This is a genomic window from Streptomyces sp. E-08 (genome assembly GCF_049913095.1).
Lineage (GTDB): Bacteria > Actinomycetota > Actinomycetes > Streptomycetales > Streptomycetaceae > Streptomyces.
Map to the genome: position 1 here is coordinate 1,324,521 of NZ_CP183971.1, position 22,213 is coordinate 1,346,733.

Annotated in this window: 22 protein-coding genes and 2 pseudogenes; 10 read left to right on the plus strand and 14 right to left on the minus strand. The window is 74.5% G+C overall.

Going from position 1 to position 22,213, the window contains the following annotated elements; all coding sequences use genetic code 11:
- Positions 1-27: 27 nt before the first annotated feature.
- Positions 28-873, minus strand: coding sequence for a phosphoenolpyruvate hydrolase family protein (locus tag ACN9MM_RS05990; protein ID WP_426362657.1), 846 nt, complete (start codon positions 871-873; stop codon positions 28-30).
- 20 nt (positions 874-893) lie between these two features.
- Entirely contained in the window at positions 894-2,144 is a 1,251-nt protein-coding gene (locus tag ACN9MM_RS05995) for a Tm-1-like ATP-binding domain-containing protein (RefSeq protein ID WP_426362658.1), read from the minus strand.
- Positions 2,145-2,307: 163 nt separating this feature from the next.
- On the opposite strand from ACN9MM_RS05995, the gene ACN9MM_RS06000 reads away from it, so the two are divergent.
- Positions 2,308-3,759, plus strand: a complete 1,452-nt coding sequence (locus ACN9MM_RS06000) for a PLP-dependent aminotransferase family protein (protein WP_426362659.1) — start codon at positions 2,308-2,310, stop codon at positions 3,757-3,759.
- 41 nt (positions 3,760-3,800) lie between these two features.
- Here the strand turns inward: ACN9MM_RS06000 and ACN9MM_RS06005 are convergent, their stop codons facing one another.
- Positions 3,801-4,235: a DUF2000 family protein gene (locus ACN9MM_RS06005; RefSeq protein ID WP_426362660.1), complete on the minus strand. Its 435-nt coding sequence runs from the start codon at positions 4,233-4,235 to the stop codon at positions 3,801-3,803.
- 49 nt (positions 4,236-4,284) lie between these two features.
- Between ACN9MM_RS06005 and ACN9MM_RS06010 the strand changes: the two genes are divergently transcribed.
- The 3 genes from ACN9MM_RS06010 (at position 4,285) to ACN9MM_RS06020 (ending at position 7,453) form a co-directional block, all read left to right on the plus strand.
- Positions 4,285-5,112 carry an AraC family transcriptional regulator gene (locus ACN9MM_RS06010; RefSeq protein ID WP_426362661.1) on the plus strand — a complete coding sequence of 276 codons (828 nt, stop codon included), beginning with the start codon at positions 4,285-4,287 and terminating at the stop codon, positions 5,110-5,112.
- A 155-nt stretch (positions 5,113-5,267) separates the two neighbouring features.
- Positions 5,268-6,926, plus strand: coding sequence for an FAD-dependent monooxygenase (locus ACN9MM_RS06015; RefSeq protein WP_426362662.1), 1,659 nt, complete (start codon positions 5,268-5,270; stop codon positions 6,924-6,926).
- On the plus strand, positions 6,923-7,453 hold the full coding sequence (locus ACN9MM_RS06020) for a carboxymuconolactone decarboxylase family protein (protein ID WP_426362663.1): 531 nt from the start codon (positions 6,923-6,925) through the stop codon (positions 7,451-7,453). Before ACN9MM_RS06015 ends, ACN9MM_RS06020 begins: the two co-directional genes overlap by 4 nt.
- Positions 7,454-7,475: 22 nt before the next feature.
- On the opposite strand, the gene ACN9MM_RS06025 is transcribed toward ACN9MM_RS06020, so the two are convergent.
- Positions 7,476-8,054 (minus strand): isochorismatase family protein, encoded by a 579-nt coding sequence (locus tag ACN9MM_RS06025; protein WP_426362664.1) that lies wholly within the window; start codon positions 8,052-8,054, stop codon positions 7,476-7,478.
- A 132-nt stretch (positions 8,055-8,186) separates the two neighbouring features.
- Between ACN9MM_RS06025 and ACN9MM_RS06030 the strand changes: the two genes are divergently transcribed.
- Positions 8,187-8,735 carry a hypothetical protein gene (locus tag ACN9MM_RS06030; protein WP_426362665.1) on the plus strand — a complete coding sequence of 183 codons (549 nt, stop codon included), beginning with the start codon at positions 8,187-8,189 and terminating at the stop codon, positions 8,733-8,735.
- A 58-nt stretch (positions 8,736-8,793) separates the two neighbouring features.
- Positions 8,794-9,333 carry a GNAT family N-acetyltransferase gene (locus tag ACN9MM_RS06035; protein ID WP_426362666.1) on the plus strand — a complete coding sequence of 180 codons (540 nt, stop codon included), beginning with the start codon at positions 8,794-8,796 and terminating at the stop codon, positions 9,331-9,333.
- Positions 9,334-9,536: 203 nt separating this feature from the next.
- Here ACN9MM_RS06035 and ACN9MM_RS06040 read toward each other — a convergent pair whose 3' ends face one another.
- The 5 genes and pseudogenes from ACN9MM_RS06040 to ACN9MM_RS06060 form a co-directional block, all read right to left on the minus strand.
- Positions 9,537-10,442 (minus strand): hypothetical protein, encoded by a 906-nt coding sequence (locus ACN9MM_RS06040; protein ID WP_426362667.1) that lies wholly within the window; start codon positions 10,440-10,442, stop codon positions 9,537-9,539.
- Positions 10,439-11,605, minus strand: coding sequence for a DUF2306 domain-containing protein (locus ACN9MM_RS06045; RefSeq protein ID WP_426362668.1), 1,167 nt, complete (start codon positions 11,603-11,605; stop codon positions 10,439-10,441). The genes ACN9MM_RS06040 and ACN9MM_RS06045 overlap by 4 nt, the downstream gene beginning before the upstream one ends.
- Before the next feature lie 149 nt (positions 11,606-11,754).
- Positions 11,755-12,270, minus strand: coding sequence for a helix-turn-helix transcriptional regulator (locus ACN9MM_RS06050; protein ID WP_426362669.1), 516 nt, complete (start codon positions 12,268-12,270; stop codon positions 11,755-11,757).
- A 40-nt stretch (positions 12,271-12,310) separates the two neighbouring features.
- Positions 12,311-12,619 carry a hypothetical protein gene (locus ACN9MM_RS06055; protein ID WP_426362670.1) on the minus strand — a complete coding sequence of 103 codons (309 nt, stop codon included), beginning with the start codon at positions 12,617-12,619 and terminating at the stop codon, positions 12,311-12,313.
- Positions 12,620-12,775: 156 nt separating this feature from the next.
- Positions 12,776-12,901, minus strand: a pseudogene (locus ACN9MM_RS06060) (ABC transporter ATP-binding protein); the annotation flags it as partial.
- A 15-nt stretch (positions 12,902-12,916) separates the two neighbouring features.
- Here ACN9MM_RS06060 and ACN9MM_RS06065 point away from each other — a divergent pair.
- Positions 12,917-13,116: pseudogene (locus ACN9MM_RS06065) on the plus strand (response regulator transcription factor); the annotation flags it as partial.
- Here the strand turns inward: ACN9MM_RS06065 and ACN9MM_RS06070 are convergent.
- Both ACN9MM_RS06070 and ACN9MM_RS06075 read right to left on the minus strand, forming a co-directional pair.
- Positions 13,050-13,460, minus strand: a complete 411-nt coding sequence (locus tag ACN9MM_RS06070; protein WP_426362671.1) for an STAS domain-containing protein — start codon at positions 13,458-13,460, stop codon at positions 13,050-13,052. The pseudogene ACN9MM_RS06065 and the gene ACN9MM_RS06070 overlap by 67 nt on opposite strands.
- Positions 13,461-13,758: 298 nt before the next feature.
- Positions 13,759-15,171, minus strand: coding sequence for an aminopeptidase P family protein (locus tag ACN9MM_RS06075; RefSeq protein ID WP_426362672.1), 1,413 nt, complete (start codon positions 15,169-15,171; stop codon positions 13,759-13,761).
- 159 nt (positions 15,172-15,330) lie between these two features.
- Here ACN9MM_RS06075 and ACN9MM_RS06080 point away from each other — a divergent pair, with 159 nt between their 5' ends.
- Positions 15,331-16,329, plus strand: coding sequence for a LuxR family transcriptional regulator (locus tag ACN9MM_RS06080; protein WP_426362673.1), 999 nt, complete (start codon positions 15,331-15,333; stop codon positions 16,327-16,329).
- 4 nt (positions 16,330-16,333) lie between these two features.
- Here the strand turns inward: ACN9MM_RS06080 and ACN9MM_RS06085 are convergent, their stop codons facing one another.
- Genes ACN9MM_RS06085 through ACN9MM_RS06095 form a run of 3 tightly spaced genes read right to left on the minus strand, consistent with a single transcriptional unit; the run spans position 16,334 to position 20,096 of the window.
- Positions 16,334-18,346: a prolyl oligopeptidase family serine peptidase gene (locus ACN9MM_RS06085; protein ID WP_426362674.1), complete on the minus strand. Its 2,013-nt coding sequence runs from the start codon at positions 18,344-18,346 to the stop codon at positions 16,334-16,336.
- A gap of 24 nt (positions 18,347-18,370) precedes the next feature.
- Entirely contained in the window at positions 18,371-18,919 is a 549-nt protein-coding gene (locus ACN9MM_RS06090) for an FABP family protein (RefSeq protein ID WP_426362675.1), read from the minus strand.
- Between the two features lie 40 nt (positions 18,920-18,959).
- Positions 18,960-20,096, minus strand: coding sequence for a hypothetical protein (locus tag ACN9MM_RS06095; RefSeq protein ID WP_426362676.1), 1,137 nt, complete (start codon positions 20,094-20,096; stop codon positions 18,960-18,962).
- 547 nt (positions 20,097-20,643) lie between these two features.
- Here ACN9MM_RS06095 and ACN9MM_RS06100 point away from each other — a divergent pair.
- Positions 20,644-21,504, plus strand: a complete 861-nt coding sequence (locus ACN9MM_RS06100; RefSeq protein ID WP_426362677.1) for an ABC transporter permease — start codon at positions 20,644-20,646, stop codon at positions 21,502-21,504.
- The gene (locus ACN9MM_RS06105) at positions 21,477-22,211 is read left to right on the plus strand and encodes an ABC transporter ATP-binding protein (protein WP_426362678.1); all 735 of its coding nucleotides are present in this window, start codon (positions 21,477-21,479) and stop codon (positions 22,209-22,211) included. Before ACN9MM_RS06100 ends, ACN9MM_RS06105 begins: the two co-directional genes overlap by 28 nt.
- Positions 22,212-22,213 lie beyond the last annotated feature (2 nt).

Consider the following 22,213-nt stretch of genomic DNA (forward strand, 5'->3'; position numbering starts at 1 on the left):
AGTTGTACGGCACGCCACCGACAGCGGTCAGCCGGTGGCGAGGTCCTTGAAGGCGCGGGTCTGTTCCGTGATGGCCCGCTCCGTGGGCAGGCGTTCGATCGAGGACGCTCCGAAGAAGCCGACGACGCCGCTGGTGTGTTCCAGGACGTAGCGGGCGTCCTCCGGCTCGGCGATGGGGCCGCCGTGGCAGAGGACGAGGACGTCGGGGTTCACCCGCTTGGCCGCGTCGTGCATCTCCTGGACGGCGGCGGCGGCCTGGTCGAGCGTCATGGCCGTGCCGGCGCCGATGGCCCCCTTGGTGGTGAGTCCGACGTGCGGCACGAGGACGTCGGCGCCGGCGGCGGCCATGTCGGCGGCCTGCTCCGGGTCGAAGACGTACGGGGCGGTGAGCAGGTCGCGTTCGTGGGCGGCGCGGACCATGTCGACCTCCAGGCCGTACCCCATGCCGGTCTCCTCCAGGTTGACCCGGAAGGTGCCGTCGTACAGGCCGACCGTGGGGAAGTTCTGTACGCCGGCGAAGCCCATGGCCTTGAGCTCGTCGAGGAAGAGGTCCATGCGGCGGAACGGGTCGGTGCCGCAGACGCCGGCGAGGACAGGGGTGTCGCGGACCACGGGAAGCACCTCGCGGGCCATGTCCTGGACGATCGCGTTGGCGTCCCCGTACGGCAGGAGACCGGCGAGCGAGCCGCGCCCCGCCATCCGGTAGCGGCCGGAGTTGTAGATGATCAGCAGGTCGACCCCGCCGGCCTCGGCACACTTGGCGGAGAGGCCGGTTCCCGCGCCCGCGCCGACGATCGGGCGGCCCGCGGCGACCTGGGCGCGCAACCGGTCGAGCACGTCCTGGCGGCTGATGGTGGTCCGGGGGGTGTTCACGGTGGTCGCTCCTCGGTGTGTCAGCGGGCGGCGGCGCGGGCGTTCTCGGCGATCAGCTGGTGGAGGCGGTCGGCCATGGCGACCGCGAAGGAGGGGTCGTTGACGTGGGCGTCGAGCTCGTGGACGCGGACCTCGCCGCCACGGACGGCGGCGCGCAGCGCGTCGAGCCCGGCGCGGTCCGCCGCGGGGTCGGCGAAGGGCCCGTCGGCGACGGACACGGCGGAGACGCCGCGCAGGGGCCAGAAGACCTCGGCGGGGCCGCGGGCGGTGCGGAGCTTGCGGCCCATTCCGGTGCCGAGCTCGGCCATCTCGTCCGCGGTGGTGCGCATCAGGGTCACCGTCGCGTTGTGGACGAGGAGCCGGCGGCCGGCGAACCGGTCGGGGACGGTCGCGGCGGGACCGAAGTTGACCATGTCGAGCGCGCCGGGGGCGACGACCTGCGGGATGCCGACGGCCCCGGCGGCGGTGAGCCGGGACGGTCCGGCGCTGAGCACGCCGCCGAGGAGCTCGTCGGCGAGTTCGGTGGTGGTCAGGTCGAGGACGCCGTCGAGCATGCCGTCCCTGGCGAGCTTCTCGACGGCCCGGCCGCCGGCGCCCGTGGCGTGGAAGACGAGGACCTCGTAGCCGAGTTCGGCGAGCCGGGCGCGGGCCGTGTCGACGGCCGGGGTGGTCACGCCGAACATGGTGGCCGCGACGACCGGCCGTCCCCGGCCCGCGGACTCGTCGTGGTTGCGCTCGTGGCGGCGGGCCATCCCGGCGGCGGCCGCGGCGGCGTTGCCGAGGACCTGGCAGGAGACGGCGTTGAGCCCGGAGATGTCGACGACGCTGTACATCATGGTGAGGTCACTGCTGTCGACGTACGGGGAGACGTCACCGCCGGCCATGGTGCTGACGAGCACCTTGGGGACGCCGATGGGCAGGGCCCGCATGGCCTGGGCGGCGATCGCGGAGCCTCCGCTGCCGGCCGCGGCGAGCACCGCGTGCAGCTTTCCCTTGCGGTACAGGTCGACGACGATCCGGGTGAGGCCCTGCGCCATGGCGGCGACGGCCGCCCCGCGGTCCCCGGCGGCGCGGAGCCGCGCCAGGTCGTGTCCCGCGGCCCGCGCGACGACGTCGGCGGGGACGTCGGCCGCCGGCGCGGAGGCGGGCGGCGGCAGGATCCCGGTGTCGACGAGGAGGACGTCGCTGCCGTACTCCCTGAGCCGCTCGCGCAGCCAGGCGTACTCCTCCCCCTTGGTGTCCAGTGTGCCGACCAGCACGACGGTCGCCATGCCTCCACCCTTCTCCCGGTCCCGTACCCGCATCCCGGTCCCGTGCCCCGGTCCCGCCGGTGTCGATCCTCCGTCGGGGCGACCTGTGTAGACAACAACCAGTCGGGGCGGATTGGCCTGCGTCGCGGAGATCGCCGAGCGGCCGTGGAGCAGGATGGGTGCCATGGCCCGGATTGCATCGACCCGTTTGTCCCGACTCCTCACCGGCTGGTCGTCGCAGGGGCCGGGGCCGCTGCCACGCCGGCTCGCGGACGCGCTGCGGGAGCTGGCCGAGCGCGGGGACGTGACCGGCGGCAGCGTCCTGCCCTCGCAGCGCGAACTGGCACTGGTGCTCGGCGTGAGCCGGTCCACCGTGACGGCCGCGTACGGGCTCCTGGAGGGCGAGGGGTGGCTGGAGAGCGTGCGGGGCAGCGGTTCCCGGCTGCGCGGGTCGGGTGCGCTCGACCGGTACGTCGCGGAGGGCCGGCTCGTCAGCTTCAACGCGCGGTCGGGGGGCTCGGGCACCGCTGACCTGTCGAGCGGGGCGCTGCCCGGGCTCGCCGCGGTCGCCGAGGCCGTCGGGGCGCTGACCCACGGCGACCTCGGCGGTCTGCTCGGGGACGACGGCTACCACCCGTACGGGATCGCGGCGTTGCGGGAGGGCATCGCCGCGTACTACCGGGCGGCGGGGGTGCCGACGGAGGCGGAGCAGATCCTGGTGACCTCGGGTTCGCAGCAGGCGGTGTGGCTGGTGGCGCAGGCGCTGGTCGAGCCGGGCGACACGGTGGTGGTGGAGAACCCCACGTACCGGGGAGCCCTGGAGGCGCTGCGCGCGCGGGGCGCCCGTCTCGTCCCGGTCGGCGGGGACGGGCCGGACGGGGAGGGGGCGGGCGGGGGCGGTCCGGCGGAGCTGCGGCGGCTGTGCGCGCGGGGGCGGCCCCGGCTCGTGTACCTCCAGCCGACGGTCCACAACCCGACCGGGCGCACGCTCGACGGCGCGGCGCGGCGGGAGTGGCGGCGGGTCCTGGCGGAGCGGGAGCTGTTCGCGGTCGAGGACACGGCCTGTGCCGAACTCGCCCTGGGGGACGGGGAGGACGACGACGCCACCGCCCCGGTTCCGCTGGTGGCCGGTCTCCCGATGGCCTCGACGGTGACCGTCGGCACGCTCTCGAAGCTGTTCTGGGGCGGGCTGCGGGTGGGCTGGGTGCGGTCCTCGCCGCAGGTGGTGGCCCGGCTCGCGAAGATCAAGACCTCGGTGGACCTGGCCTGTTCGGTCGTGGACCAGCTCGTCGCCGTCCGGCTCCTGGAGCGGCTGCCCGAGGCCCGCGCCCGGCGCAGGGCCGAGCTGCGGGGTCAGCGGGACGCGGCGGAGGCGCTGGTGCGCCGGGCGGCCCCGCACTGGGAGTGGACGCGGCCGGCGGGCGGCCCCGCGCTGTGGGTGCGGATCCCGGGCGCCGACACGGAGGCCCTCGCCCAGCTGGCGCGGCGTCACGGGGTGTCGGTCGTGCCGGGGGCGGCGTTCTCGCCGGTGGACGGTTTCCGGGACCGGCTCAGGCTGCCGTACGCGCACGGCACGGAGGCGCTGGCCGCCGCGCTCCCGATCCTTCTGGAGTGCGCGGACCGCGCGGCGGGCTGAGCTCTGGAGTGGGCGGGCCGACGGCATGAAGGCCCGGGCCCTCAGGGGTGCATCCGGGCCCCCTTGAGCACCTTGTCGACGGCGTTGCGCGGCCCGTACACGGCGATGCCCACCAGATCGAGCTGCCCGGTGCCGACGGCCCGTACGGCGGCGCGGTTTTCACGGTCGTTTCCGGTGGTGAAGAGGTCGCTCGTGAACACCGCCCGGGGCAGTCCGCGGGAGAGGGCGCGGCCGTGGGCGGCGGTCAGGGTCTCCTTCGTCCCCTCGAAGACCAGGACGGGCTGACGGAACATCGGCAGGTACGGGGTGTCGTCGGCGTCGGCGTACGGCTCGCCGATCACCTCGGGGAGCTGCGTGCCGAGGCCGCTGACCAGGAATGCCGTCACGTTCAGGCGCTGCCAGGTCTCCAGGTCGCCGCGCAGCAGCACGGCGATCTTGGTGTCGAATCGTACGGAGGTGTGGTCGGTCGTCGTCATGCTCCGAGACTGCCGCCGGACCCGGCGCGCGGTCTTGTACATTCCTTGCATGGCGGCCCGTACGGTGACCCGGCAGGAGGTCTCCGCGTGGCGCCCGCGCGTGCCGGGTGTCGTGGAGGTCTTCCACGCGCGTTTCACCGAGCACGCGTATCCGATGCACGTGCACGACGTGTGGACGCTGCTCATCGTCGACGACGGCGCCGTCCGTTACGACCTGGACCGGCACGAGCGCGGCACGCCCGGCGACACGGTGTCACTGCTTCCGCCGCAGGTCCCGCACAACGGCTCGCCCGCGACCTCCGGCGGCTTCCGGAAGCGGGTCCTCTACCTGGATCTGACGCAGCTGGACCAGAGCCTGATCGGCCCGGCGGTCGACGCGCCCGACCTGGTCGACCCGCTGCTGCGGCAGCGGGTCGGGCAGCTGCATTCCGCGCTCGCGGAGCCGGGGGACGAACTGGAGGCGCAGAGCCGCCTCGCCTTCATCGGGGACCGGCTGCGCGGCCACCTGCGAGGCGGGCTCGTCACGCCCGCGCGGGGGGCCGATCCGGGTGTGGCGCACGGGCTGCGGGAGCTGCTCGACGCCCGCCTCGTCGAGGGCGTGACCCTGGACGAGGCCGCCCTGCTGCTCCACGCCCATCCCGCGCATCTCGTACGGGCGTTCAGCGGCGCGTTCGGCATCGCCCCGCACCAGTATCTGACGGCCCGCCGGATCGACCGGGCCCGGCGGCTGCTGCTCGACGGACGGCCGCCGGTCGACGTGGCGGCCGCGACCGGCTTCTACGACCAGTCGCATCTGAACCGTTCGTTCAAGCGGCTCGTGGGCACCACCCCCGGGCGCTTCGCCCGCCCGCGGGGCGGACCGTCACCGCTGTCGTGAACTGGCCACCGTCGCCCAAACGGAACACGTGATGCACCGGTGGTCCTCTCCTCCGGTCGGCGTGATTCCCGCGCCCCCGCCGCACGCCCTGTCGAAGCCGATCTTCGGCCCCCACCCTGATCGGCGGGAAGAGCGAGCGGGGAGCGGGTGACCGGATGGGTGGCGGCGCGGGTGAGGCCGGGGGCGTGGACGTGTGCGTGGTCGGGGCGGGGACGGCCGGCCTCACGCTCGCGGTCGGCCTGCGCCGTCTCGGGCTGCGGGTGCGGATCGTCGACAAGGCGCCGACGGCCGGGCGCGAGGCCCGCCCCTTGGTGCTCTGGGCGCGGGCCCGCGCGGCGCTCGACGCCCTCGGGGTCGGCGGGCTCCTCCGGTGCCACGGCGTCGGGCCGGACGCGGTCACGATCCACGCGCGCGACCGGTTCCTCGGCGAGCTCACCACCGGCTGGGCGCTCTCCGCCCACGCCCGCCCGCTGACCGTCGCACAGCACGACGTCGAACGCCTCCTGCGCGAGGAGCTCGCCCGGCTCGGCACCCGCGTCGAGTGGAACGCCGAGGTGACCGGCGTCGAGGTCGACGAGGACCGGGCCGAGTTCACCGTGCGTCACGGGGACGGCCGGGTGGAGTCCGCCGCGGCTGCGTGGATCGTCGGCTGCGAGGGCGCCTCCAGTGTGGTCAGGGACGGGCTCGGCATCCCCTTCGAGGGCCGCCGCACCGGCCTCCAGGTCGTCCAGGGCGACGCCCGCCCCGCCCGGCCGTTCGGCGAAGGGCCCGCCCGGGGGCACCTCCTCCTGGCCCCGCACCGTTCCCTGCTCGTCTTCCCGCTGCCTGGCGGGGGCTTCCGTTTCTTCTGCTTCCGCGACGCCCCCGACCCCACGCCGGCCGCCGCGGCCACCACGCCCACCACGCCCACCACGCCCGAACTGCGCGACCTGGTCGCGGACACCCTCCGCATTCCCGGGCTCCGCCTCGACGCGACAGAGCCGCTCCGACCGGACCACGACCACCTCGGCCACCGGCTCGCCGCCCGGTTCCGGCACGGCCGCGCGCTGCTCGCCGGGGACGCGGCGCACGCCTGGGCCCCGGTCGGCGGCCACGGCGTGAACGTCGGCATCCTCGGCGCCCACAACCTCGCCTGGAAGCTCGCCGCCGTGCACCGGGGACACGCGGGCGAGGGGCTCCTGGACACGTACGGCGACGAGCAGCGGCGGACGGCGGTCCGGTACGTCCGCGCGATGCGGTTCGACTTCATGGAGCCGCCGCTACCCCCGCTGGGGCACCGGGCGTTCACGGCCGCGGTGCCCGGCACGCTCGCCCGGCGGCACGGCTTCCGGCACCGTCTCGACCGGCGCCGCGACCACCGGGGCGGTGCACTGTCCTGGCACCTCGCCGCCCCGTACCACCGCACCGGACCCCGCGCGGGCGACCGCATGCCCGACGTCAGGGTCGTCGCCGGCGGCCCCGTCGCGCGGCGGATGCACACCCTGCTCGCGTACGAGCGGTGGACGCTGGTCCTGCACGCGGCGCGGGCCGAGCCCGCGGTGGTCGACGCCCTGCGCCAGGAGTGCGCCCGGTTCGCGGCTCCGGTGCGGATCCTGCCGGTGACGCCCGGGGACGCCTTCGAGGCCGGCCGGCTGGGCCACCCCGGCGACCTGTGTCTGGTGCGGCCCGACGGGTACGTGGGTCTCGTCGCGCCGCTCGCCCGCCCCGCCCTGCTCCGCGCCTATCTCGCGGCGCTCGGCCCCGCCGTCCCGGGAACCTCTCGCCACCCCGGCGAGTTATACCCCCCAAGGGTATATAGAGGAGGGGTTCCATGACCACGAGAAGACTGACCGCGCTCGCCCCCGAGCAAGCACCCGGCCGGGCACGCGAGCTGCTCACCGACATCGTCGAACGGCACGGCTCCGCCGGCGAGATGGTGTCCACGATGGCGCACTCGCCGGCTCTGCTCGACGGCTATCTCGGCCTCTCGCGCGCCATGAAGCGGGTGAGGATCCCGCGCGCCCTGAGCGAGAAGCTGTCGCTCGCCGTCCAGGAGTGGATCGGCTGCGGCACCTGCCGCGAGGCGCACCGCGAGGCCGGCCTCGCGGCGGGACTGACGGCGACCGACATCGAACTGGCCCGTCAGGGCACCTCGACCGACCCGCGCGAGGCGGCCCTGATCGGCCTGGCGCTGCGGGTCCTCGCCGAACCGGGCTCGCTCTCGGACGAGGACGTGGCGGAGGTACGGGCCCACGGCTGGAGCGACCGGGTGATCGCCGAGGTGGTCGGCGTGGTCACCCTCAATCTGCTCACCGGCGCGTTCAACCTCCTCGCGGGCATCCAGCCGGAGCACGAGGAGTGAAGAAGGGCGCCCGCGCGCGACCCTAGCGCGCCAAGGGTGCCGTGAACGTCACGTCCGCCGCCGTGACGGTCGTCTCCGCGTCGCTCCCGAGGGCGTACGCCGCGACGCGGGAGACCGTCGCGGCCGGTACGGCCTCACCGATGCCGGGCGCCGCCGGAATGTCCTGGGTGGCGTGGGCGTCGTGCGGGACGACGACCCGGTAGCCGAGCGCCAGGGCCGTACGTGCCGTCGCCTGCACGCACATCTCCGACATGACGCCGCAGACGGCGACCGCCCGCACTCCCGCCCCGGTGAGCGCCTCGCCCAGCGCGGTGTCCTCGAAGCCGTCGTCGTAGGGCTTGCGGATCACGACCTCGGCGGGTCCGGGCTCCACGGCGTGGTGCAGTTCCCAGCCAGGCGTGTGCGGTTCGTCCTCGGCGCCGGGCGGCCCGTCGTTCTGCAGGTGGGCGATGAACGCCCCGTCCCGCCGGGCCCGTTCGATCAGGTCGCTCGTGCGGTCGACGATCCGGCCGGCGGCGGGCACGGCCCCCTCGCCGGTGACGAAGGCCGACTGGACGTCGACGACGATCAGGGCATCCACGGGCCGCGCGCGCTGGGTCATCCGGTCATCTTCACGCCCACCGGCCGTGCGCGCCACGGGATTTCGGCCTCGGCCGGGCGGACGGAAACCCGCGGGCGCACGCCTCCGACCTGCGGGTAGCCTCAGTGGCCGGGGAACAGGGAGAGGATCCGCATGACCGAGTCGACGACGTCCACGTGGTGGGAGCTGCTGCCGGACGGCATCCGCGCGGAGGTCGACGGGTACGTCCTCCAGGACGCCCGGCTCCAGGCGGTGCGGATCGTCTGGCAGACCTGCCGGGGGCGCGGTCTGGGACTCCACGACGCGGAGAGGGTCGTCCACGACCGGTACCTCCACCACGGTGACCGGATCGCGCGCACCCCGCTGAGCCCCCTCGACCTGGAGTCGCTGGCGGCGCGGGTCTCGGGCTGTCCGGGGCGCGTGGTCGCGGTCGAGGCGGTCTGGGACGGCGACACCGTCCACGACTGGTTCGTGATCCTCCTCGCGATCACCTCGGAGCCCGCGGGCGAGCACCACCTCGCCACGATCTACCGGGAGACGGCCGTACGGCACCTGGGCGAGGCACAGGCGCGGGGACTGCTCCACCCGGAGGCGGCGGCCGCCGGCTCCGCGGGCCGGGCCCTGGCCGAACACCTCGCGGTCCCCTTCCACTTCGGGAGCCCGGACACCCCGGACGACGGGGCGCCCCGCTGGCGTCCGTGAGCCGCGCGCGCACGCCTGTTCGTTTGCCGCAGCGAGTCCGGTCCGATAGGAATCCCGCATGCTGCGAGGGACCACGATCGGGCTCAGGGCCCGGCACGAGGACGACATCCCGCTCCTGCGGACCGAGCTCTACGACGACGTGGTCAACGGCTCGCGGGCGGAGGCCGCGCCGTGGCGGCCGATCACGCCCGGCGCGAAGGACCCCCGGCTCGTGGTGGACGACACCGACGAGCGGAACGTCTCCTTCTCCGTCGTGGAGCTGGAGGGCGGCACGCTGGTCGGCAGCGCGAACCTGTGGGGCATCGACAACCACAGCCGGAACGCGCACATCGGCCTGGGACTGTTCCCGTCGGCCCGCGGCAAGGGCTACGGCACGGACGTGGTCGCGGTCCTCTGCCACTACGGCTTCGCCGTGCGCGGCCTCCAACGGCTGCAGATCGAGACCCTGGCGGACAACGCCGCGATGCTGCGCTCGGCCGAGCGCAACGGCTTCGTCCGCGAGGGCGTGCTGCGCTCCTCCGCCTGGGTGCTGGGCGAGTTCCTGGACGAGGTCCTGCTCGGTCTCCTCCACGACGAGTGGAAGTCCGCCCGCTCCTAGGCCCTGTCGTCAAACTCCCGCCTGCCCCGCGACGCCATGCACGCGCTCTCGCCGCACCGGGCACAAGCCCGAGTACGTCCAGTACGAGGGCTCGCGCCCGGCACGCCGAGAGCACGCACCTGACGCCGCGGGGCCGCCCTTCGGGCGACGACGGGAGTTTGACGACAGGACCTAGGGGCCGCCCGGATGGCCCCGGGCACCCTCTAGGGAGTGCCGCCCTCGCCCGCCCGGACGGCGCGGGCGAGCAGCCACCGGCCCGAGAGGCCCGTGACCAGGAGTCCGGCGACGAGGGTGACGAGGGCGGCCCCGGGGCCCGAGGTCCAGTCGACCGCGGAGGCGCGGGCGGCGAGGACCGCGGCGAGGGCGACGGCCACCGCCGGAACGGCCCCGAGGGCGGGCCGTATGCGGGCCAGGTCGTCCTCCACGAGGGAGCCGAGGACGCCGACGCCGAGCGCGAGCGCCCACACGCCGAGGCCCTGTGCGTCGGCGCGGTTCACCGTCCAGGGGAGCAGGCCTCCCCAGAAGGCGGGGAGGAACAGCAGGCCGGCGCCGATGCCGAGCCAGCCCGAACCGAGCACGGCGAGGGGCGGTTTCGACCAGGCGGGCAGCGGGGCGACCGGACGCCGTCCCGCCGTTCCCGTGCCGGATGGCCGCCTGCGGTACTGCGCCGCCAGGCAGCCGACCGCGGCGAGGGCGAGGACGCCGAGGACGGCGACCCAGCCGAGGCTGAACAGGGCGAGGAACAGCGGGCCGCCGCGTACGGCCTGGAGGCTTCCGGCGTTGAGCAGGGTCACCGTGAACAGGCCGACGAGGACGATCGCGAGCGGCAGCACCAGGCTCCTGACCTCCTCCCAGACGCGCGCCCGGCCGATCGTGAACAGCGCGGGTGCCACGCCCGCCATGGCCGCCCCGACGAGGCCGGGGCTCAGCGCCTCGGGCGACACCCAGGCGCCCGCCGCGTGCCCGGTCAGGGCCGCCACGGCGAGCAGGGTGCCGACGGTGGCGCTGATGCCGCCGACGACGCCGCTCAGGACCACGACGGCGGGCGAGAGCGCACGTCCGTCGGGGGCTTCCGCACGGGTGGCCGTCTCCAGCCCGGTGGCGCTCAACCCCTGGCTCCTTCCGCCGTGGTGCCCGCCGCGGCCGGAGCGTTCGCCGGACTCGTGGGAAGATCGGCGAACTCCCGCTGTCGTCTCAGGACTTCGCGCGCGTACAGGATCCGCAAGCTCACCACGGTGACGGCGGCGTACGCGAGCATGCCGCAGCCGATGCCGACGCCCGCGACGAGGGCCGTGAGCCGGCCGAGGCTCAGGGTCCGTTCGAGTACGGGCACGGTCACCGCCGAGAAGGCGGGAGCCAGGCACAGGGCGGCGAGGTGCAGTGACCACTCCTCGCGCGCCCAGTCCGCGCCCCGGGCTCCGGCGCGCGCCGCCCGGACGGCGATGACGGCGTATGTCACGGCGTACGGGGCGAGGTACGCGAGGAGCAGTCGCCGTCCGGCGGTGCCCTCGTCGAGGAACGCCACCGTGATCCACACCAGGCCCGCCGCGCCCGCGAGATGGGCGCCGATCCGCACCGGCGGCGGACACCACGTGCCGGTCACACCGGGGACGGTGGCCCGCCGGTCGAGGGCGCGGGAGGCGAGCAGGGCGCCGAACGAGACGAGCGCGCCGAGGTGCATGATCGCGACCCGATTGATGTCGGCCAGGTCGAGCCCCGGGTAGAACGTGGGCAGCAGGCCCCATTCGATCCGCAGCAGCGGAGCGGTCATCAGGAAGCCGTAGCAGAGCAGCATCCAGCGCTGATGGAGGTCCGGAAGGCCCCGGACGGCGGCGAGGACGCCGAAGGTCACGCTGCCGACGGTGCCGGCCAGGATGGTGGCGAGGACGATCCAGAACGCGGCCCCGCTGAAGGCCTCCGCCGGCGGGGTGCGCACCAGGTAGAGGGCGGCGCCCGCCATCGACGCGTACACGGTGACCGCGAAGACGGTCCCGGCGACGCGGTGCAGCCGGACGCGGCGCCGGACCGCGGAGAGCAGCTGGACGGGGCCGAGCAGCATGAGGAGGCCGCCCAGGACCGAGTGCGCGATCAGGGGGACGAGACTGCGGCCGTACGGTCCCATCCTGTCGCGCACGGCCTCGGCCACGAACTCCGGTGAGACGGAGCGGCCGAGGAGCCACTCGCCGAGGGCGGGCGCTCCCGGCCGGGCGTACGGCCAGATCTCGGTCACGGCGATCGGCGCGTACGCCAGGCAGACCACGGTCACCGCCACGGCGGCCGCCCTCCCCCACCTCCCTCGCGTACCGGTCGGACGCCCCATGGCGGTTCCCCTTCCTCCATAGTCCTGCCTGGACTATGGAGGAAGGTAGGACGGGAGGCGACCGGGGTCAACCGGTCGGTAACAAGGAGCTGTTGGCGGGGTCAGGGCTCGCGGCTCTCCACCCACTGCCAGAAATCGACCATCATCCGCTCATACCGGATGCCGAACTCCAGCGCCTCGCGCTGCCCCCGCGTCAGCAGCTCGCCGACGTCGTGCGCCAGTCCCTCGTACTCGTCCAGGGTCCTGCGGTGCTCGTCGATCTGGACCGGGGCGTGGACGCGCGGGCTGGCGCCGAACCACAGTTTGAGGATGCCGCGTTCGCGGGCCTCGACGGGGACGAAGGCGGAATCGGCCAGCCAGCCGCGCAGCGCCGCCGTCCCCTCCGCCGTGAGACTCATCAGGCGCCGGTTGCGGCCGCCGGGCTGCCGCACCTCCGACAGCAGCCCCGCCTCCAGGAGCCGGTCGCACTGCGCGTACACCTGCGCGTGCGGCATCGACCAGAACGGGGCCACCGTCCGCGCGGCCTCCACCTTCACGTCGTACGGAGTGGCCTCGCCCAGCTTGTCGATGATGCCGAGCACGAGGAAGGAGGGCGTGGTCAACCGGACTTCAGACATGCGGCGACGTTATCGCGCCGGCGGTACGGAACCGTCCCGGCTACTCCGCCCGCAGCGCCCGGGCCGTGACCGTACGGGCCGCGGCGACGCCCACCACCGTGAGGGTGACGTCGCCGGCGGTCACCCGGGTACCCGGGCCCGCGCCGGGCGGTTCGGATCCGCGCTCCAGGACGATCTCGCCGGGGGCGGTGACCCACCGGCCCGCGGTCAGGGTGACCGCGTCCACCGACCCGGCGGCGGAGGCCCGGCCCTCGACCGTCAGCGGGGGCGGGGCGAACCCGGGCGGAGCGGTCCTGTCCGCGCCGAGCCGCAGGGAGGTGACGGCGAAGGGGCCCGAGGCGGCGGCCACTCCGGACGCCCGGGCGGTGGCGGCGGGCCGCTCCGCGGTGACGGCAGCGCCGTCGAACCCCGCCGCGCTTCCCGCCGGTCGGGACGGGGGGCGTCCCCGTCAGGTCCTGGGCGGACCGGCGCGCGCCCGGACGGATCTCGGTGACGGGCCGGGTGCTCATCGGGACACCGCCGGGACGTCGCGGGTGATGCGGCCGTCGACGAGTTCGATGGTGCGCGTCGCGCAGGCCTCGGCGAGCGCGAGGTCGTGGGTGACGAGGACGATCGTCTGGCCCTCGGCGTTCGGAGGTCCTGGAGGGCCCTGGCGCGCGGCCACACCAACGCCGAACTCGCCGCGCGCTTCCGGCTCAGCGAGGCGACGGTGAAGACGCACGTGGGCCGCATCCTCCAGAAGCTCAGGCTCCGCGACCGGGCCAAGCGGTGATCGCCGCCTACGAGACGGGCCTCGTCACCCCGGGCTCGGACGGGAGCGGGACCGCCGCGCCCGGGCCCGGCTGACCGGGGGCGTCCGGGGACCCCGGCTCGGGGCGGAGCAGGTCGCCGAGCGCGGTGAGCCGGATGAGCCTCAGGATCCACGGCTGGTCGCAGACGAGACGCCAGCGCGCACCGCGCCGGTGCACGCGCCCGGCGCAGTGGGCGAGGAGTCCGAGCCCGGTGGCGTCGCAGAAGGTGAGGCGCCGGATGTCGACGGTCAGGGCGTCGGACTCCCGGGCGAGGGCGTCGAGCTCGGGCCGCAGGTGCCGCACCAGGACGAGGTCGAGCTCGCCCCGGAGGGCGGCGACCGTGACGCCGTCGGCCGAGCGGACGACGAGGTACGGGTCATGACGGGGGATCAGCTGCATCGGACGCTCCACAGGGTGGCTCCATGTGTCACGTCGAGCGTGGCCGCCCCGCCACGGGGAGGGACGTTTCGCCTCGACCGCTGTCACCTGAATCGGTGAACAATCGCCTCCTTTTCTCTCGTTCGGACGCGCGCGGCCCGTACCTGTGTACGGGACGCCGGCCCGCCAGACGCGCCCGGTCCGCCGGTGTCGAGGCGCCAGGCGTCGCCCCGGTCGAGGGTGACGGCGGAAGGAACTCCGGGGCAACACCCGGGGCCGGCCGCGCGCGTTCGCACGGACGGCCCCGGGGCCGCGCGGGTCAGCCCGCGAAGCGGGCCATCCACGCCTCGACCTCGTCGGAGGAGCGCGGCAGACCGGCCGACAGGTTCTCGTGGCCTTCCTCGGTGACGACGAGGTCGTCCTCGATGCGGACGCCGATGCCGCGCCACTCCTCGGGCACGGTCAGGTCGTCCGGCTGGAAGTACAGACCGGGCTCGACCGTGAGCACCATGCCCGGTTCGAGGACGCCGTCGACGTACTCCTCCGTCCGGGCCTGCGCGCAGTCGTGGACGTCCAGGCCGAGCATGTGGCCGGTGCCGGCCATGGTGAAGCGGCGCTGGAGGCCGAGGGCGTACGCGCGGTCGACGGGACCCTCGATGAAGCCCCACTCGACGAGCCGCGCCGTCAGGTGGCGCTGCGAGGCCTCGTGGAAGTCGCGGTACGGGGCGCCCGGCTTCACCGCGGCCATGCCCGCCTCCTGGGCCTCGTACACCGCGTCGTACACCTGGCGCTGGACCGGGGTGAAGGTGCCGCTGATGGGGAGGGTGCGGGTGACGTCGGCGGTGTAGAGGGAGTGCGTCTCCACGCCGGCGTCGAGGAGCAGCAGCTCGCCGGGGCGCACCGGGCCGTCGTTGTCGGTCCAGTGCATGATCGTGGCGTGGTCGCCGGCGGCGCAGATCGAGCCGTAGCCGACGTGGTTGCCCTCCAGGCGGGCGCGGCGGAAGAAGGTGCCCTCGATCCACCGCTCGGACGAGGCGATCGCGCGGGAGAGCTCGGCGACGCAGTCGGTGAAGCCGCGCACGGTGGAGTCCACCGCCTTGCGCATCTCGCCGAGCTCCCACGCGTCCTTGACGAGGCGGAGGTCGCTGAGCGCCCCCTCCAGCTCGGCGTCGCGCTCCTCGTCGGTGGTGACGGCGGCTTCGAGGGCCGGGTCGACGCCCCGGACGATCCGGGTCGGCACGCCGGAGCCGGCGGCGAGGTCCTCGGTGACGGTGCGGACGTCGCGGCAGGGCAGTCCGAGGACGGTCTCGGCCTCGGCGAGGGAGCGGCGGCGGCCCATCCAGAGCTCGGCCGTGTAGCCGATCCAGAACTCGTCGTTGTCGCGGCTGTCGCGGGGCAGCTGGTAGCAGTAGGCGTCATGGCCGCCGTCGGCGCGGGGTTCGAGGACGAGGGCGCCGTCGCGGGCCTGGTCCCCGGTCATGTGCACGTAGCCGGAGTACGGGCGGAACGGGTAGGTGTCGTCGTTGGAGCGGGTCTTGAGGTTCCCCGAGGGGACGATCAGGCGCTCGCCGGGGAAGAGCGCGGAGAGCGCGGCGCGGCGTCCGGCCGCGTACGGGGCCTGCTCGGCCGGTTCGAGGTCGTGCCGCTCGGTGTCCGCCCACCCCGTCCTCATCAGAGCGGAAAGCTCCTCGCTGACGCCTTCGTAGAGGCCGTTCTTGCGACCCTTCGCCACGTCCTGCACCTTCTTCCGGGTACGTTCTGGGCCGCCGGTCGTCGGCGGCACCTGGACGGTACGGCGCCGCGGGCCCGCCGTGTGCCCTGATCGGTCAGTGGCACGAATCGGCCACGCCCCGGGCGGCGGGGGTGTCCGGGGCCGGTCGATAATGCGGCCATGGCGAACGAGAAGCTCGGTGAGGCGCTGCGTCTCCTTGGGATCGGGGACGAGGCCCGGCGGGTCTACGTCCGGCTCCTGGACCTCGGTCCGGCGCCGCTGAGCGCCGTCGGTGCCGCTGCGGGTCTCGACGGTGCGGCGCTGTCCGCGGCGTACGGGGAGCTGGTCGACGCGGGCCTGGCGAGCCCGGCGTCGCAGGGCCCGGACCTGGTGGCCCCGGTGCCGCCGGCCGCGGGTCTGGAGATCCTGGGGCGGCACCGGGCGGCCGAGCTCGACGAGTCGCGGATCACGGTGGGCGGCGCCTTCGAGTCGTTCCGGCGGCAGCGGCTCGCCGCGTACAACGACGATCTCGTGGAGGTCGTGACCGGCGACGCCATCGGGCCGCGGAGCCGGCAGGCCTGGGGCAGTGCCCGCGAGCAGATCCGGCAGTTCGACACGCCCCCGTACACGCCCATCCCGGGCTCGACCGACGACGCGCTGGCGACGCTGGCCCGGGGGGTGACGCAGCGGGTCATCTACTCGCAGGCGTCCCTCGAACACCCGGACAAGATGCGGACGGGGATCGAGCCGTGCATCGAGGCGGGCGAGCAGGCCAGGGTGCTGCCGCAGCTCCCGGTCAAGCTCATGATCATCGACGAGGCGTACGCACTGGTGTCGCTGTCGATCAGGGAGGCGGACGTGCACAACACGATGCTGGTCGTGCAGCCGTGCGGGCTCCTCTCCGCGCTCATCGCCCTGTTCGAGCAGACCTGGCGGAGCGCCCTGCCGTTCCACGGCCGCACGGCCCGTCCGGCGGGCGTGCTGCCCGCCGGACTGCTGCCCGCCGACCGCCGGCTGCTGTGGCTGCTCGCGGGGGGCGCGAGCGACGACGTGATCGCCCGGGAGATCGGGGTCAGCCGCCGCACGCTGTTCCGCCGGATCCAGGTCCTCATGGCCCGGCTGGGCGCCACGAGCCGTTTCCAGATGGCGCTGCAGGCGCAGCGCCAGGGGTGGCTCTGAGGGCTCAGCCGAGGTGCCGCCGGAGGAAGGTGTGCACGAGGGCGCTGTTGTGGGCGGCCTGTTCGTTGTCCCCGGCGCCCGCGTGACCGCCGCCGGTGTTCTCGTGGAAGAGCACCGGGTGGCCGAGCTCCCGCAGCCGGGCGGCGGCCTTGCGCGCGTGCCCGGGGTGGACGCGGTCGTCCCGGGTGGAGGTCATCAGGAGCACCGGCGGATAGGTCCGGTCGGCCTCGATGCGGTGGTACGGGGAGAGCGCGCGCAGGTGTTCGAGGTCGGTGGCGTCGTCCGGGTCGCCGTACTCGGCGATCCAGGAGGCGCCGGCGAGGAGCCTGTGGAAGCGGGTCATGTCGAGCAGCGGGACCTGCGCGACGATGGCGCCGAACAGCTCCGGGTAGCGGGTGAGCATGGCGCCCATGAGCAGGCCGCCGTTGCTGCCGCCCGATGCGCCGAGCCGGTCCGGGGTGGTGATGCCCCGGGCGACGAGGTCCCGGGCGACGGCGGCGAAGTCCTCGAAGGCCCGCGGCCGGTCCGCGCCGAGCGCGGCCTGGTGCCAGTCGGGACCGTACTCGCCGCCGCCCCGGATGTTCGCGATGACGTGGGTGCCGCCGCCCTCCAGCCAGGCGCGGCCGGTGACGGCGCCGTAGTAGGGGGTGAGGGACACCTCGAAGCCGCCGTAGCCGTAGAGCAGGGTGGGTCCCGGGCCGGTGACGGCGTGGTCGGGGCCGATGACGAAGTACGGGACGCGGGTGCCGTCGGGGGAGGTCGCGAAGTGCTGCTCGACCGTGAGTCCGGCGGTGTCGAAGCGGTCCGGGGCCTGCTTGAGGACCTCCGTGTCGCCGCCGATGTGCCCGCGGTGGAGGCTGGAGGGCTGGAGGAAGCCCGACACGTCGAGGAAGTACTCGTCGGAGACGTCCGGGTCCGTGTCCACGACGCCGACGGCGGACAGCGGCGGGACGCCGACGAGCGGGGTCCGCGTCCAGCCGGCGCCGTCGCGGCCGGGGGTGAGGACCTCGATGCGGGTGCTGACGTCCCGCATCGTCTCCAGGATCAGGTGGTGCCGGGTCCAGGAGTGCCCGGAGAGGGCGGTCCGCTCGTCCGGGGTGAACAGCACCTCGGGGGTGCGGTCGCCCGCGAGGAAGGCGTCGAAGTCGAAGGCGAGGAGGGAGCCGGTGGGCTGCCCGAGCCAGTCGGACTTCAGGGTGACGAGGAGGTGCCGGCGGTGGGCGTGGACGAGGGCGTCGTCGGGGACGTCGATGCGCACGGTCGAGCCGTCGGGCTCCAGGAGGTACGTCTCGCTGCGGAAGAAGTCCAGGGAGCGGCCGACGAAGTCCCGCTCGAAACCGGGCGTGTCGTCGCGGTAGCCCCAGGCCGACACGTCGGCGTCGGCGGCCTCGTAGACGAGCTCGGACTCCTCGACGGGCGTGTCGCGCCGCCAGCGGCGGACCGTGCGCGGGTAGCCGGAGTCGGTGAGCGAGCCCGGCCCGGTGTCCGTGCCGACGAACACGGTGTCGGCGTCGATCCAGCCGATCCGGGTCTTGGCCTCCGGCAGCTCGAAGCCGCCCTCGACGAACTCCCGCGTCGTCAGGTCGAATTCGCGGACGACGACGGCGTCGCCGCCGTCCCGTGACAGGCGCACCAGGGCACGGTCGTAGGCGGGGCGGCGCACCCGTGCCCCGTCCCACACCCACTTCTCGTCCTCGGCGGCGGCCAGCGCGTCGACGTCGAGGAGCACCTCCCACTCGGGTGCGTCCTTGCGGTACCGCTCCAGGGTGGTGCGCCGCCACACGCCGCGCACGTGCTCGGCGTCGCGCCAGAAGTTGTAGAGGAACGCGCCGCGCCGGACGGTGTACGGGATGCGGTCCGAGGCGTCGAGCACCTCCCGCACGCGCGCCTTCAGCGGGGCGAACCCGGCGTCGGCGGCCAGCACCTCCGCCGTCTCGGCGTTCCGCTCGGCCACCCACGCGAGGGCGGCCTCGCCGGAGATGTCTTCCAGCCACAGGTACGGGTCGTCATCGTTCACCCCCGTATTGTGCGGGACCGGGGGTCAGCCTCGGTGCGCGCGGTGCAGCCGCACCGCCAGGTGGTGCTGGAGCGGCCGGCCGACGGCGGCGAGGTCGTGGACGAACTCGAGGGTGTCCCCGCCGGTGAGGGTGTAGCGGCGGCGGGTCGCGTCGACCTGCTTGGCGGTGGGGGCGAGGGCGACCTGCTCGGTGGTGAGGTCGACGGCGGTGCCGTCCGCGCGGCCCGCGGCGATCTCCGCGATGCCGGTGGGCTGGGTGATCAGGGCCTCGACCCGGCCCTCGGGCTGGAGCCGCCACCAGCCGCTCTCCCGGGCCGAGGGCCGCAGCGGCGTGCCGTCCTCGTCGATCAGCCAGGCCCGTGCCTCGTAGCGCAGGAAGGGGCGCCCGTCATGGCTGAAGGTGACCTCCTGCTCGTACGCGAACTCCTCGGCGAGCGTGGGGTAGCCGCCCCGCCCGCGCCCGGCCCAGGTCCCGAGCAGCCCGGCGACCGGCGCGAGCAGCGGGTGCGGGGCGGGGGCCTCGTCCGCCCGGAACGCGTCGGGGTAGGGGTACTGCCGGTCGCGGTCGTCCATGGGGTGCGCTCCTGGGTCGGGTTCGGTGCCGCGTCGCAGCCTATGCGCCGGGGGCCGGGGTCCCGCGCAGGGACGCCCGGAGCACGAGCGCGGTGGTGGCGCCCGCCACCAGGCCGAGGACGAGGGCGGCCGGGATGCCGTTGCCGAGGAGGGCGGTGGGGTAGAGGAGGTCCTGGTCCGAACCCGTCCGGATCACCACGATCCTCAGGAGCTGGCTCGCGAGGAGGCCGAGGACGGTGGCGCAGACCGCGCCGACGGCCATCGCCGGGAGCGTGGCGCGGGTGAGGAGCCCGGGGAGGCGGCGCAGGGCCCACCAGACGACGACGAGCAGGAGGACGTCGGACGCGCGGTACAGGAGCCAGTCACCCAGCGGGCCGCCCTGGGGACCCGACCAGGCGCCGAGCACCAGCCACTGGCGCAGCAGGTCGCCCGGTTCGGAGAGGAGTCCGCCGGCCGGGGAGAACTCCTGGAGGGAGGCGGCGACGGACTGGTACGAGAGGACGACCAGGGACAGCGCGATCACGGCGGTCCCCGCGGTGGCGGCCCGGCGCGCGGGGCGGGCCGGGACGGCGTTCCGCTTCGTTCGGCCCGCGTCCCCGGCGGTGATCCGTGCGACGAGGACGGTCGCTCCCGCGACGACGAGCCCGACGGCCACGGGGAGCTGCCGTCCGGAGGCGATCACGTTCGCCAGCTGGGGCAGGAAGCGGTAACCGCCGTGTCCGGTGGAGGCGATCAGCCACGGCGCGGACAGGGTGACCGCGAGGGTCCCGGCCACCGCGCACCAGGCCCACAACGCGAGGAACGCGGCCGTCGTCCGCCCGCGGACCGGCGGCAGCCTGCGGATCAGGAGGAGGGCGCCGAGCACGAAGGAGACGAACACGGCGCCGAAACGGATCTGCAGGCCGGTCGTGTACAGGCCCCCGTAGAAGTCCCTGTCGTCGCCGCCCGCCGTGTCCCCGACGTAGCCGGAGACCGCCGCACCGGCGTCGAGGAAGGCCGGCGGGTCGTACGCCCAGGGGGCCAGCCAGCGCCGGAGCTCGGCGACCGCCTCGACGCCGAGCGTCCCGTCGCTTCCGGGCAGGTGCAGGGCGTCCACGCTCGCACCCGCCCACCACAGCAGCGCGGTGAGCAGTAGTCCGCCGGTCAGTGCGGGTATCGCCGCGCGCCGGTACGTCATCTCGTGTCCTCCGTCGTGAACGCGTCTGATCAGCTGGAGACTAGGGCCTGTCGTCACCTTCCCGTCGTCGCCCGGAGGGCGGCCCTGCGGCGTCTGGTGCGTGCTCTCGGCGTGCCGGGGGGAAGTCCGCGTACTGGACCGTACTCGGGCTTTCGCCCGGTGCGGCGAGAGCGCGTGCCAGGCGTCGCGGGGCAGACGGGAAGGTGACGACAGGCCCTAGGGGTGGTGATCACGCGCGGGGCACGGTCGCACGTCGGTTCGGGCCGTTCGGCCGCCGCGGGCCGTGCCGGCCGCCGTCCAGCGTCCGAGACACCGTTGACCCGGCGCGTGACGGCCGCTACGTTCGCGCCATGTTGCGTACAGCCCTGCTCACCACGCGCGGTCACATCGACCTGCTGCGGGTGGCCTCCGCCGCGTGTCGCCGCGGCCGCTGACGCCCCTTCACCCGTACCACCTCCGTAACGCCCTGATCGCCGTGCGCACGTGTCCGTCCCGCGCCCACGGGCGCTGAGGCGTACCTTCACCTCCCTCTCCCCCGGAGTCCGTCATGACGGTCGACCATGCCCTGCCCTCGACTCCGCCCGACATATCGCCTTTGCCGGATGTCGAGTCCCTGACTCCCGCCCGGGGGCCCGGCCGCGGCCCGGCCGTCCCGCGCTGGCTGCGCCGGGCGGTGGGCCCGGTGCTGCTGCTCGCCCTCTGGCAGGCGAGCAGCGCCGCCGGGATCCTCCCGGCGGACGTGCTGGCCTCACCGGGGACGATCGCCCGGGCCGCCGGCGAACTCGTCGGGGACGGGACCCTGCAGACCGCGATGGGGGTCTCGCTGCGACGGGTCGCCGTGGGACTGCTGCTCGGCGGGGTGGCGGGAATCGCGCTCGCCCTGGTGTCCGGGCTCTCGCGGCTCGGGGAGGACCTCGTCGACGCTCCCGTGCAGATGCTGCGGACGGTGCCGTGGGTCGGCCTCATCCCGCTGTTCATCATCTGGCTCGGGATCGGCGAGGCGCCCAAGGTGGCGCTGATCGCCCTCGGCGTCGCCTTCCACCTCTACCTGAACGTGTACGCCGGGATCCGGGGCGTCGACGCGCACCTCGTCGAGGCGGGCGAGTCCCTGGGGCTCGGCCGGTGGGGCCTGGTCCGGCACGTCGTGCTGCCGGGCGCGCTGCCCGGGGCGATGACCGGGCTGCGGTACTCCCTCGCCACGGCCTGGCTCGCGCTCGTCTTCGGCGAGTCGATCAACGCCGACGCCGGGATCGGCTTCCTCATGAACCAGGCACGGGAGTTCTTCCGTACGGACGTGATCGTCGTCTGCCTGGTCGTGTACGCCTTCCTCGGCCTGCTCGCCGACGCCCTCGTCCGCACTCTCGAAAGGCTGCTGCTGCAATGGCGACCGACCTTCACCGGGCAGTGACCCTCCAGGGTCTCACCCGCTCCTTCGACGGGCGTCCCGTCGTCGACGGACTCGACCTCACCCTGCGCGCCGGGCAGTTCACCGCGCTCCTGGGACACAGCGGGTGCGGCAAGTCGACGCTCCTGCGGATCCTCGCGGGGCTCGACCGGGAGGTATCCGGCACGGTCCTCGTGCCGCTCCGCCGCGCGGTCGCCTTCCAGGCGCCCCGCCTCATGCCCTGGAAGAAGGTCTGGCGGAACGTCCTGCTGGGACTGCCGGGGAAGCCGGACCGGGCGGTGGCGGAGAAGGCGCTCGCCGAGGTGGGGCTCGGCCACCGCTCCGGGGCGTGGCCGAAGACCCTCTCCGGCGGCGAGGCCCAACGCGCCTCGCTCGCACGGGCGTTGGTACGGGATCCGGACCTGCTGCTGCTCGACGAGCCGTTCGGCGCGCTCGACGCGCTGACACGGATCAAGGCCCAGCGGCTGGTGGCCGAGCTGTGGCAGCGGCGCGGCTGCACGGTCCTGCTCGTCACGCACGACGTCGACGAGGCCCTGCTCCTCGCGGACCGCGCCCTGGTGATGCGGGACGGGGCGATCGCGTACGACACCGCCGTCGACCTCGACCGGCCCCGCTCCCCCGGCGATCCGGCGCTCACCGCGCTCCGCGCCCGACTGCTCGCCGAACTGGGCGTCACCGACGGTGAGTCGATCGAGCACGCGACGGCCTGACC